11 protein-coding genes are annotated in these 12,855 nt (G+C 49.5%); 3 read left to right on the forward strand and 8 right to left on the reverse strand.

What is annotated here, in order from left to right:
- Positions 1-75 precede the first annotated feature (75 nt).
- Positions 76-939, forward strand: coding sequence for an acyl-CoA thioesterase II (tesB, locus tag IO95_RS02170; protein ID WP_023488986.1), 864 nt, complete (start codon positions 76-78; stop codon positions 937-939).
- Between the two features lie 52 nt (positions 940-991).
- On the opposite strand, the gene amtB is transcribed toward tesB, so the two are convergent.
- The 5 genes from amtB to IO95_RS02195 all read right to left on the reverse strand — a co-directional run bounded on the left by amtB (position 992) and on the right by IO95_RS02195 (position 7,067).
- Complete coding sequence (amtB, locus tag IO95_RS02175) at positions 992-2,278, reverse strand: ammonium transporter AmtB (protein ID WP_023488985.1); 1,287 nt, start codon at positions 2,276-2,278, stop codon at positions 992-994.
- A gap of 37 nt (positions 2,279-2,315) precedes the next feature.
- A complete protein-coding gene (gene glnK / locus IO95_RS02180; protein ID WP_023488984.1) occupies positions 2,316-2,654 on the reverse strand; it encodes a P-II family nitrogen regulator in 339 nt (112 codons plus the stop codon).
- A gap of 271 nt (positions 2,655-2,925) precedes the next feature.
- Complete coding sequence (locus IO95_RS02185) at positions 2,926-4,704, reverse strand: SmdB family multidrug efflux ABC transporter permease/ATP-binding protein (protein ID WP_023488983.1); 1,779 nt, start codon at positions 4,702-4,704, stop codon at positions 2,926-2,928.
- Positions 4,697-6,472: a SmdA family multidrug ABC transporter permease/ATP-binding protein gene (locus IO95_RS02190; RefSeq protein ID WP_023488982.1), complete on the reverse strand. Its 1,776-nt coding sequence runs from the start codon at positions 6,470-6,472 to the stop codon at positions 4,697-4,699. The genes IO95_RS02185 and IO95_RS02190 overlap by 8 nt, the downstream gene beginning before the upstream one ends.
- A 133-nt stretch (positions 6,473-6,605) precedes the next feature.
- Positions 6,606-7,067: an Lrp/AsnC family transcriptional regulator gene (locus IO95_RS02195; RefSeq protein WP_023488981.1), complete on the reverse strand. Its 462-nt coding sequence runs from the start codon at positions 7,065-7,067 to the stop codon at positions 6,606-6,608.
- 128 nt (positions 7,068-7,195) lie between these two features.
- Between IO95_RS02195 and IO95_RS02200 the strand changes: the two genes are divergently transcribed.
- On the forward strand, positions 7,196-8,236 hold the full coding sequence (locus IO95_RS02200) for a PLP-dependent cysteine synthase family protein (protein WP_023488980.1): 1,041 nt from the start codon (positions 7,196-7,198) through the stop codon (positions 8,234-8,236).
- 86 nt (positions 8,237-8,322) lie between these two features.
- Here the strand turns inward: IO95_RS02200 and cof are convergent, their stop codons facing one another.
- Positions 8,323-9,141, reverse strand: a complete 819-nt coding sequence (gene cof / locus IO95_RS02205) for an HMP-PP phosphatase (RefSeq protein ID WP_023488979.1) — start codon at positions 9,139-9,141, stop codon at positions 8,323-8,325.
- Positions 9,142-9,270: 129 nt separating this feature from the next.
- Here cof and queC point away from each other — a divergent pair, with 129 nt between their 5' ends.
- Positions 9,271-9,969 (forward strand): 7-cyano-7-deazaguanine synthase QueC, encoded by a 699-nt coding sequence (gene queC / locus IO95_RS02210; RefSeq protein WP_023488978.1) that lies wholly within the window; start codon positions 9,271-9,273, stop codon positions 9,967-9,969.
- A gap of 82 nt (positions 9,970-10,051) precedes the next feature.
- Here queC and IO95_RS02215 read toward each other — a convergent pair whose 3' ends face one another.
- Positions 10,052-10,456, reverse strand: coding sequence for a ComEA family DNA-binding protein (locus IO95_RS02215; RefSeq protein WP_023488977.1), 405 nt, complete (start codon positions 10,454-10,456; stop codon positions 10,052-10,054).
- Between the two features lie 238 nt (positions 10,457-10,694).
- Entirely contained in the window at positions 10,695-12,578 is a 1,884-nt protein-coding gene (gene ppiD, locus IO95_RS02220) for a peptidylprolyl isomerase (RefSeq protein WP_023488976.1), read from the reverse strand.
- Positions 12,579-12,855 lie beyond the last annotated feature (277 nt).

Here is a 12,855-nt window from a genome sequence, read left to right on the forward strand (position 1 = left end):
GACCATAATAGGACAGGTGACGGCGGTATCCCAATATTCAGTGCACTTACCAACCATCAAGAGGATCACTACATTATGAGCCAGGCGCTGCAAAATCTCCTTGCCCTGCTGGATCTGGAGAAAATTGAAGAAGGCTTATTTCGCGGCCAAAGTGAAGATCTGGGGTTGCGTCAGGTCTTTGGCGGTCAGGTAGTGGGTCAAGCCCTCTACGCCGCCAAGCAAACCGTTGCGGTAGAACGCAGCGTTCACTCCTTTCATAGTTACTTTCTGCGCCCGGGAGACAGCAGCAAGCCGATCATTTATGACGTGGAAAACCTGCGCGACGGTAACAGTTTTAGCGCACGCCGCATCAGTGCCATTCAACATGGCAAACCTATTTTCTATATGACCGCTTCTTTCCAAAGTGGCGAACAAGGCTTTGAGCACCAGAACGCTATGCCGGACGTGCCACCACCGGAAGGGTTAATGTCGGAATCGGACATCGCACAGAAGTTGGCCTATATGTTGCCAGAAAAAGTTCGTGAAAAATTTGTCGCCCCAAAACCGATTGAAATGCGCCCGGTAAAATTCCATAACCCACTCAAGGGCAGTATAGAAGAGCCCACCCGCCAGGTCTGGTTCCGTGCCAATGGCACAATGCCAGATGACTTGCGTATCCATCAATATCTGCTTGGCTATGCTTCTGACTTCAATTTTTTACCCACAGCACTGCAGCCCCATGGTATTGGCTTCCTTGAGCCAGGTATGCAGATTGCCACTATTGATCACTCAATGTGGTTCCACCGCCCATTCCGCATGGACGATTGGTTGCTCTATGTGGTGGATAGCCCTTCCGCCTCCGGTGCCCGTGGCTTTGTTCGTGGTCAATTCTATACTCGTGATGGTGTGCTGGTTGCCAGCACAGTACAAGAAGGTGTGCTGCGCCAGCATGATGCCTAAATAACGATGGGTGCCTCAGGCACCCATCGTCAATCCAACAGCGTAGTCCAATTTACTGGTTATAAGCATTTTCGCCATGGCTGTTAACATCTAATCCTTCACGCTCTTGTTCTTCTGGTACCCGCAGCCCAACAGCTATATCCGCGACTTTAAAAGCAATAAAGGCAGCAATACTTGACCACACTAACGTCACAATAACACTCAACAGCTGTATCCATATTTGGTGGCCCATGGTCACACCGGGTGCATAGCCGGTTCCCCCCAGTGATGAAGCGGTAAACACGCCAGTCAGCAAACACCCGACAATGCCACAAACGCCATGAACACCAAATACATCACAGGTATCGTCCACTTTCAGCCATTTCTTCAGCGTCACTACCCCCCACAAACCAGATACACCGGCTACCAGGCCAATAATCAATGCACCACCAATACCCACAGTCCCCGCTGCCGGGGTAACCGCAACCAAACCGGCAATACAGCCAGAACAGGCACCTAATAGTGAGGGCTTACCTCGCAGTATCCACTCGGCAAAGGTCCAAGAGAGAATCGCCCCTGCCGTTGCTATCATGGTGTTGAGAAATGCCAGCGCCGCAACACCGTTAGCCGCGCCAGCTGAACCTGCATTAAAACCAAACCAACCGATGTACAGAATAGAAGCGCCAGTAAATACCATGGGTAAGTTATGTGGCTTGAACGCCTCTTTGCCAAAACCAGCCCGTTTACCCAGCAGGTAAGCGCCCACCAACCCGGCACTGGCCGCATTGATATGCACCACCGTGCCGCCAGCAAAATCCAGTGCACCATCCGTTGCCAGTAATCCGCCCCCCCATACCATATGGGCTATTGGCAAGTAGGAAATCGTGAACCAGATGGCAGAGAAAATGATCACAGCGGAAAAGCGAATACGCTCAGCAAACCCACCAACCACCAGCGCCACCGTAATACAGGCAAAAGAAGCCTGAAAAGCAACGTGGATCAATTGGCTGAATGTACCGGTCACACTGTCCAAGCCAATACCTCTGAGCATCAGCGTCTGAAAACCACCAAAGAAGGCGTTACCTTCACTGAACGCCAGCGTGTAGCCAAAAATGACCCATAACACGCACACCAAAGCGAAAGTCACGGTAACTTGTGTCAACAGTGAAAGTACATTCTTGCCACGCAGTAAACCGCCATAAAACAGCGCAATACCGGGCAACGTCATAAATAGCACTAACGCGGTACAAATCATCATAAACGCGTTATCAGCCTTGTCTGCTATCGCCGGTGCTGCCAGAGCCCAGGAAGGGGTCAGCGTTATCGCACTTAGGCCTAACACGGATAAAAGTCTTTTCATAATCACCCCATCCCCATTCAATTGACTAACCCGGTCATTACAGTGCAGATTCGTCTGTCTCACCCGTGCGGATACGAATAACACGTTGCAATTCAGTAACAAAAATTTTGCCATCGCCAATTTTGCCGGTGTAGGCCGCTTGGCTAATCACATCCACCACTTCGTCGAGCTGGTCATCCGCAATGGCAATGTCAATTTTGACTTTAGGTAAGAAGTTGACGCTATATTCTGCTCCCCGATAAAGCTCAGCGTGACCTTTCTGGCGTCCAAACCCTTTAACTTCAGTCACAGTCATCCCCTGAACGCCTATAGATGATAAGGCTTCACGCACGTCCTCTAGTTTGAACGGTTTAATCACCACAGTAACCAGCTTCATATTGTCTCTCCACATGTCAGGTTCAGAAACAGCGCTTGGTACTCATCGGATAAAGCAAGGGGCATGCCATATCTTTAAGCGGCAGATAAAAGGGTGATTAGGGAAGCTTATTAATAGAAAAAGAAAACAAACAGACGTGCAGCGCGCAACAGCCTGAGTCATCGCTAACTGATTTGCACTCTATTGGTGCAGCACGCCTAGATAAAGTGCATATGCAAACCCACAATGGCTACCACAGATAGCCTCTCTTGGGGGAGCTCAATAGAGGAATCTATGCGGGTTGCGTCTCTTCACGAATCGCGGCTTCCAGCTCCTTACCCACCAACTGTAACTGATACATCTGGTAATAACGCCCCCGCTGCGCCAACAATTGTTGGTGATTCCCCTGCTCTACCTTATGACCTCGATGCAAGACCACAATAGAATCCGCTTCCACAATCGTTGAAAGACGATGGGCAATCACCACCAGTGTTGTCTTCTGGCGAATCAGGCGCAAGGCACGCTGGATCGCCTGTTCTGTTCCTGAGTCGATATTCGCCGTTGCTTCATCGAGGATCAGGATCTGAGGGGGATGTACCAACACGCGGGCGATAGCCAATAGTTGTTTTTGGCCAACAGACAAATTGTTACCCTGCTCCCCCAAACAGGTATGGATACCCTGAGGAAAAGTGCGTACCAGCTCGTCCAGTTGTACGGTTTCCAGTGCCTGCCAAACGGCTTCTTCACTGATATCACGACCCAATGTCACATTGGCCATCATCGTTTCCGCCATGACTACCGGATCTTGTTGTACCATCGCGATACCTTGCCGCAAGACAGGGTGTGAAAGATCAGATAAAAGTCGACCATCCAGACGGATTTCACCTTCATTTGGCGGGTAATAGCCCATCAGCAGATTTGCCAGAGTACTCTTACCACTGCCAGTATGCCCCACCAACGCAAGAAAACCGCGCGAGGGCACCTGCAGCGAGATATGGTGCAATACCTTCTCTTGATGATGGTAAGCGAAACTCAGGTCCTTGATGTCAATACTGCCATTTAATAAAGGACGATCATCGTTGCCATAACGTTGTTGGCTACCATCCATCAATTCAAAAATACGTTCTCCCGCCACCAGGGCTTGCTGTAACATCGATTGTTGGGTAGTCAGCTCAATTAAGGGTTCATTCAGACGACCAAGATAGTTGATAAAAGCATACAGCACCCCAACGCTAATCACCCCTTCACCACTAAAACCAAACAACATCAGTAAGCCGCAAAGTATCAGTGCAGAAAACAGGCTGAGCAAAGGGCGCAGTAAGAAACCATCCAACCGTAGCGTCTGCATACGCGCCATATAATGAGAGTGACTGGCAGCACTCATACGCTCACCAAAACGACGCTGCTGGCGGAACTGTTGGATCACCCCCATGCCACCAATGACTTCATTAAATCCATCATTAATATCCGCCAAATAGCTACGTACACGGCGGACAATCGGGGTGCTGTAATATTGGTAAATTACCATCACGACCATCACCGCTGGGAAGATGCAGACCGCCACTAACGCCATACGCCAATCAAGGCTGAACATTGCCACCAGCATGGCACCAATCAACGCAGCACTTTTCAACACTGTGGAGACCACCGTCACGTAGAGATCTTTAATCACTTCGGTATCATTGGTGACTCGCGAGATCAACTGCCCAACCGGTTGGGTATCAAAGGTGCTCAACGGCTGGCGCAGTGCCGCATCCATTACTTCGGTACGTAATCGTTGCACTACCCCCACCGCCGCCTGATTAAACAACAAAGACTGGAAATAATGTAATACTGCAGCCAATAGTTGCAGCAGAATATAAGCAAGCGCCAAACCACTGACCATCATCACCGGTAGCTGGTTCCTGGCAACATAGTTATCGATAAAATAGCTGACCAACACCGGGCCAGTGACCTCTGCCGCCGCCGCAATCCACAACATCAACACGGCCAGCCCCAGCGGTTTACGGTAAGGGGAACCGTAAGCCAGCAAGCGTTTGAGGGTTGGCCATAAATTTTGTCGCTTATTCATCGGCCAATGCCTCCCGCGCATTTTCTGGGACTTCATCCAATGCGGCTTCCAATTGCTGATAACGGAACATATCGCGATACCAGCCTGGCTCTGCCACTAAAGCACTGTGTTGCCCACGCTGCGCCACCGAGCCATGTTGCATGACTAGAATTTCCCCCGCCTCAGTCAGGGCTGAAAGGCGGTGCGCACTAATAACCAAGGTGCGATGTTGCCCCCACTGGCGGAGATTATGCAGAATTTGATGCTCTGTGCGCCCATCTACCGCCGACAGGGCATCATCCAGGATCAGGATTTCCGCATCCAGCAATAAGGCTCTGGCAATGGAGATACGCTGCTTCTGCCCCCCGGAAAGCATGACACCCCGCTCACCTACCTCGGTTTCGTATCCCTGTGGCAGGCGTAGAATATCGTCATGGACATAAGCCAATCGTGCGGCTTGTTCAATCTGCTCTCGAGTGGCTGAAGGGTTCCCCAAGGCGATGTTGTTCGCCACACTGTCAGAGAACAGAAAGGGCGTTTGGCTGACGATGGCCAAACGAGAACGCCAAGCATCAAGCTTGATCTCGGTCAGTGGCAAACCGTGGTAACTGATAAACCCATCATCAATATCAAATTGGCGTTGAATCAGTGCCAATAGGGTCGATTTACCGGAGCCCGTCGGTCCACACAACCCTAACATCTGCCCTGGTTGCAATTGAAGTACTACATTATGCAGTGCCAGCTTGCTGTTGCCCGGGTAATGAAACTCGTTGATATCCACCACCAAGCTACCGCGCCCGGCTGGCAAATCCTGGTCACCATCCGTTACTGCGGGCACTTCATCCAGTAAGCGACGAATGCGGCTATAGGCGGCACTACCGCGCTCAACAATATTGAACATCCAGGCGAGTGCCAGCATCGGCCAAATCATTAAGCCAAGATACATCACAAAGCTGGTCAATTGGCCTAATGTGAGTGTCCCATTCACCACCATCCAACTGCCACCACTGATCGCCAGCAGGTTAGCCGCAGCTATAGCGCCATAAATCGTCGGATCAAAACGAGCATCAATACGGGCAACATACATGTTCTTCGCCCCCGTTTGGGCTGCCACCTCAGCAAATTGATTGGATTGATGATCTTCCAGGCCAAATGCCTTGATCATGCGAATGCTGGTCATGTTTTCCTGCGCCTGATCATTCAGGCTGGAAAAGGCTTCCTGCGCAGACTTAAAGCGCTGGTGCAATTGTTCACCATAGTATTTGATGGCGACCGCCATGATAGGCATCGGTATTAATGACAGCAGGGTCAATTGCCAACTGATTTGAGTACTCATGACAATCAAAACCGCCAACCCCATCACCAATGAGTCCACCAGCGTCAACACCCCTTCCCCTGCGGCAAAGACCACACGGTCCACATCATTAGTGGCCAATGCCATCAAATCGCCGGTACGGTAGCGCAGATAAAATGCCGGATTTTGCTGACTGAGTTGACGATAAAAATTTCCGCGGAGTTCAATCGCCAGTTGGTAGGAGGCACCAAATAGCAGTACCCGCCACACATAGCGCAGTAGATAAACGATAATCGCGACCCCGCACATTAGTGCCAGCCAGGACATCAACGTGTGAGTAGACATCTGTTGATGGGTGACACCATCGACAATAATGCCGACCAACTTCGGTGGCAGCAGTTGCAATAAAGCAATGATCACCAGCAGCAGCACTGCCCCCAGGTAGCGACGCCACTCACGGCGGAAATACCAGCCGATTTGAGCAAATAATCTCACGCAGTTTTATCCAGATGGCTTTCCAGCAAATAATAAATACCGCCCGGTGGTTTTACCCTACAGGGCTATGCTCCTAGGGGCTCCAGCGTTTGCCGCCTATAAGCAACTCGAATTATTTTGGGTATAAGACGGCTTACTCCGGTACCGGTAGCGCTGTAGTATACTTGATTTTTTCCATAGCAAAGCTGGAAGTCACATCAATTAACCCAGGAACCCCCGTCACCAGGCGTTTATAGAAGTTGTCATAACTTTTCATATCCGCAACTTCAACCTGCATCAGGTAATCGTATTCCCCCGCCATACGGTAAAACGCCAGTACCTCGGGCATATCAGTGGTCAGTGCGACAAATTTTTGATACCACTCGCTGCTATGTTGCTGCGTTTTTATCTGTACAAATGCCGTTAACCCAAGCCCAAGCTTTTCATTATCCAACAAGGCTACCCGCCCACGAATATACCCTTCATCCTCCAACCTTTTCAGCCGTTTCCAGCAAGGTGTCGACGTCAGATTGACCGCCTCAGCTAAAACCTGCAACGGTTGGGTACAGTCTTGTTGCAACATGGATAACAACTTACGGTCTATTTTATCCAACATATCGTCATTCAGTAGAAAAAATTTCTCCCATTAGGCGATTTTAAAGGGAAAATAGCAACTTTTTTCCCTCTATAAACCGTTATGCTACGCCATAAATATGCCCCCATACTACGTACAGAGACCAGACGATGAAAAATAATTGGGTAAAATATGCTATCGGTGAAATTGAAGCGGATTTCCAGCGTTCTGCGGATACCCACTTGATACGCCTTAACCTGCCAGAATTTCCGGGTATCTACCTTTATCTAAAAGATGAAAGTACTCACCCCACAGGCAGTTTAAAGCATCGCCTGGCACGTTCACTGTTTCTCTATGGCCTGTGCAATGGCTGGATCACTGAAAACACCCCCATTATCGAAGCGTCTTCCGGCAGTACCGCAGTATCAGAGGCCTACTTTGCCCGCCTGCTTGGTCTACCATTTATTGCCGTGATGCCCTCCTGCACCGCTCGCCGTAAAGTAGAACAGATCACCTTTTACGGTGGCCGCTGCCATTTTGTTGATCACTCTGCGCAAATTTATGCCACCTCAGAAGCATTGGCTAAAGAGTTGAACGGCCATTATATGGATCAATTCACCTTTGCTGAACGTGCAACCGACTGGCGGGGAAACAACAATATTGCAGACAGTATCTTTCGCCAGATGGCGCGTGAACCGCATCCGATACCGAAACATATTGTGATGAGTGCTGGCACTGGCGGTACCTCCGCCACATTGGGTCGTTATCTGCGCTATCAAGGACATAATACACAACTAACGGTCGTCGACCCCGAGAACTCGGTATTTTATGACTGGTTCCAACAAGGGGATAACACGATTACTGGCCACTGTGGTAGCCGGATTGAAGGCATTGGTCGGCCACGCGCCGAACCGTCGTTTATCCCTTCGGTGATCGATAGGATGTTACGAGTGCCAGACGCCGCCAGTATCGCCACTATCCATTGGTTGGAAAATATACTGGGCCGTAAAGTAGGGGCCTCTACCGGAACCAACGTCTGGGGAGCCTTGCAGTTAGCCAAACAAATGCGCGAAGCCGGTGAGCAAGGCGCTATCGTCACCCTGTTATGTGACAGTGGTGAACGTTATCTGGATACTTATTACAACCCTGAATGGGTTAGCAGCAATATCGGTGATTTAACTCCCTGGCAGTTACAGTTAGCCCACCTTTAAGAACGGCATTGCCTATCAATCACCCTAGATATATCCCAGACTACAAAAAAGCCGGGTAACCTGCCCGGCTGGCTGTAAAAACCTCATTATTCGGGGGAATCAGTGAGGGGTGGTAAACCCAGCCAATGTTGTAAATAGTGGGCCACAGCCTGTTGCTCGCAGCGACCAATAACCGGAAGATGAGGCAATTGAGACTTCAACTGTGGCAACGCATTGCCCATCACCACACCATGCCCGACACTGTCCAACATCTCTTTGTCGTTCATCGCATCACCAAAGGCGATGCAATCAGCCAGGCTCACCCCTAGATGTTGACTCAGTTTCGCCAATGCAGCCCCTTTATTACAGCCTTTTGGCAATACTTCCAAGCTGTCGGCGGCGGAAAGGCAGAGATCAACCGATGAGCCAAAATGCCGTTGTAACTCCACTTGTAATTCGAACAATGATTCAGGTGAGGCACAGAAACACACTTTGCTATTGCCCTGTGTGGGTAGCTGTTGTAATTCAGTCAGTTGAAACTGGAAACCACTCAGGTGATGTGCCGCCAACATTTCCGGCACTGCATATTCAGTAAACCACCCTTCGTCGCGGAATACATGGATACTGGCAGGGGTTACCCAGGGGGTACGCAATACTTCTTCTGCGATTTCAGCCGATAAGTTGATCGCCTCCAGTTGTTGCCCCTGATGATTATAGATACGAGTACCGTTACCGCTGATCAAGTATCCTTGTAAACCCAGTTGCGCCATGATTGGCTGAACATCAAGATTGTGCCGCCCGGTAGCAAAGGTGACGACCATCTCCCTTTCAATCAATTGATTCAATACCGCTAGGGTTTCCGGACCAACCTGATGATCCGGGGTCAATAAAGTACCATCCATATCGAAAGCCGCCAGCCGATACATGAAAACCTCGTTAATGTGAGTATCACTACAATCGCTGTAGTATGAAGTGGTATTTACGGAAGTAATAGTGAACAATTTGAAAAAAGAGTTCCTGATTTATACCCAAAATAGTTCCAGAAGGTAGATTCTATGAAACGCGCTGTCGTCGTTTTTAGCGGTGGACAAGACTCCACGACCTGCTTAATTCAGGCATTGCAACAGTATGATGAAGTTCACTGCATTACATTTGATTATGGCCAGCGTCACCACGTTGAAATTGACATTGCCGCCACCTTATCTAAAACCTTGGGTGCCAAGGCTCACAAAGTATTAGATGCCACATTGCTCAACGAGTTAGCTATCAGTAGCCTGACTCGCGACAGTATTCCCGTCCCCAGCTATAACAGTTCGCTGCAAAGTCCCATACCCAACACCTTTGTTCCTGGGCGCAATATTTTATTCCTGACCTTGGCCGCTATTTACGCTTACCAAGTGGAAGCAGAAGCGGTGATCTGCGGGGTTTGTGAGACTGACTTTTCAGGCTACCCAGATTGCCGTGATGAGTTTATTAAAGCGCTGAATCAAGCCATCGTCTTGGGCATTGCCCGTAATATTCGCTTCGAAACCCCGCTGATGTGGCTAGACAAAGCTGAAACCTGGGCTCTGGCAGATTATTACCAACAGTTAGCACTTATTCGCCACCAAACGCTCACCTGTTATAACGGTATTCAGGGTGATGGTTGTGGTGAATGTGCTGCCTGCCATCTACGTGCCAAAGGTTTACAGCACTATCTGCAGGATAAAGCCGGGGTGATGGCCAGCATGAAACAAAAAACGGGTCTGCTTTAGCAGCATAAGTTATTAACAAAAGAAAAGATTAACAGAATAAAAGCGGCTGCAATGGCCCTCTACCATGCAGCCGCTGACGGCATCACATTTTCAGCCGATTACGATTTCTTTCCACTAATGAAGGGCCGATGCCCGGCACCTCTTGTAGTTGTTCAACCTGAGTAAAGGGCCCGTTCTGTTCCCGATAACGGATGATCGCTTCCGCCTTTTTCAAGCCGACGCCATTTAATGCGCGCGCCAACTCCTCGGCATCAGCCTGATTAATGCTGACCTTGAGTTCCTCTTCAACCGGTGCAGTGGTGCCACTGGTTGATTTCGGTGTTGTTGCTACCGAAGCTGAGGCGGGTTGCCCAGAGGCCGGTTTTTCTGCCGCGATAGCTGAAGTGCCCATCAGGCTAAACAGTGCCGCCACGACCAACTGTTTGATGAACAACTGTTTTACGGCCAAATTAAAACGGGTGATTATTTGATGCTTGCTTAATTGCATGCTGTATCCTCCTTGTGTTTAACAGCAAGGCTACCTTGCCGCAGCAGCAAATAATCAGCAAATAGCAAAAGTTAACTATGGAAAAGGCCGCGAAAGCGGCCTTAAAACATTACAGGTTGTTGCAAAGAAATGCGTTGCTTGTCGCCACTCGCACAATAGATGAGTACGTGGAGGGTGCCCTGCTATCGCGTCAATTTTTATGCGACAAAGGACACCGACCTGATTAGCAACAATGAGATTAAGGCTGCGACTGCTCAGCCGCCCCCAGCTCGATCGAGGCTTGCTTACGCAAACTCGCCAACAAGGAGTCGAAGACTACACTGCTAGTCCCTTGCTCCATCCGGCTGATAAACACTTTCATCTCATCCGCTGACAACGTACCTGGTCTTACTGCATCCAGAGCAATCAATACTACGTTATCCTGATGATCCTGTGACATACCGTAAACGGCTTTGCCATCCTGCGGATGAGGCAATGAGAATACCGTTTCTACCAGTTGGTTACCCTGCGATGCACGTACCATTTTCTGTACGCTGCCAAAGCTCAGACCAGCGGCTTTCATCGCCTCTTCGCCCTTACCCTGTTTCAGCTCAACCAGCAATTTTTCTGCCTGCAGTTTTGCCGCTTGCAACGCTTTATTGCGCTTGACCATGGCAACAATGTCATCTTTCACTTTCTCGAGCGGTTTAATCGATTCAGGCTGGTGGGCAGCAACCCGCACCACTACCGCGCGATCACCGTCTATGGTGATGACATCAGAGTTACTGCCCGGAGTGCCATTTTCACCAATCAACGAACCACCGAAGATAGCTTGCACCACTGACTTGGAATTCAACTCCGCAGGAGGATTGTCACGGGTAAACCAATCAGTATGTGTCGCTTTGATACCTGCCGCTTCTTCTGCAGAAGCCAAGGATTCGTTATCGTTGCTCGCCGCTTCGCTCACTTTCTGTTGCAATGCAAAGAAAGCATCCACCGCTTTTTCCAGCTTCACCTGTTTGGCAAGAGCATCGTGCACCTCGCTCAATGGTTTGACCTTTGAGGCTTTAATGTCATCCAAACGAACAATCAGGTAACCGACAGACGATTTTACCACGCCGGACAATTGCCCTTTCTCCGTCAGGTTTGCCTGTTTCAGCTCATCTGGCATCGAACCCGGTTCCATCCAATCCATCTGGCCACCGTTACGGCTAGAGACAATATCGGTCGATTTTTCCTTTGCCAGGGTGGCAAAATCAGCGCCTTTTTTCAGCTCGTCCAACACGGTATTCGCTTCCTCTGCCGTTTTCAGTTGGATAATGCTGAATTTTTTACGTTCTGGTTGGCCGAAGTTACTCTGGTGCTTGTCGTAATAAGCCGTGATATCGGCCTCAGTCACCGTTACTTTATCCTGCATGGCAGTGGCATCCAGCAAGATATAGCTCACTTTTACCTGCTCGGGGGCAGTAAAGCTGTTCTTGTTCTGCTCGTAGTAGGCTTTCAACTCCTCGTCGCTGACTGTCTGCTGAGCCTGAATGGCTTTCAGATCAATGGTCGCCAGGCGAACATCGCGCTCTTGCAGCATCAGCGCAACCATCGACTGAGCTTCACTTGGCAACACAATATCAGAACCGCCAAAGCCCTGGATCATCTGCTGATTGATTAACTGTTGGCGCATAGATTGTGCGTAATTTTCCGGGGTATAACCGGACTGGTTAATCAAAGCCAGGTACTTGCTGTTATCGAACTGACCATTGGTCTGGAAATAAGGCTCTTTACGAATGCCCTCTTTCACCTGTTCGTCACTGACAGTCAGACCTAATTTCTTGGCATACTGATCAAGCAGCGTTTTATCGACCAACTGCATCAATACCTGGTGACGTAGCTGACGCATATAACCCTCATTGCTCGCTAACTCAGAGAACTGATCCCCCAGTTGCTGTTGCATACGGTTACGTTCACTTTGGAAAGCTTGTTCCAGTTGGCCGCGTTCAATCACCTGGCTATTTACTTTTGCTGCATAATCGCTGGAACCGCCGATCAGGTAGTTACCCACCCCTGTCAAAACAAATGACAAAATGATCAGGCCCAGGATGATTTTTAGCACGACGTGATTAGCCGCCGCGCGTAAATTGTCCATCATAGTGTGACAACACTCCGCTGTGGTGTATACCCGTCGTCAATGAAACTGCAAAAGTGTTGGCTTTTCACCCAAGTCACTTGGTTAGCCAAGTTTCTGGGGCTCCGCCGCCTACCTGCAACTTCATTGAGTATGGATATAGATTAACAACCCTTGTGCAGGCGCGTTCCCTGCAACAAAAATAAAAAAGCGCATCAACTGATGCGCCTTATATCTTACCTTACCAATACCGCTACGTCAGGTGATTGTTTTACTGAACTCAATAGCCGGTGGACACGGT

The organism is Serratia sp. DD3 (assembly GCF_000496755.2).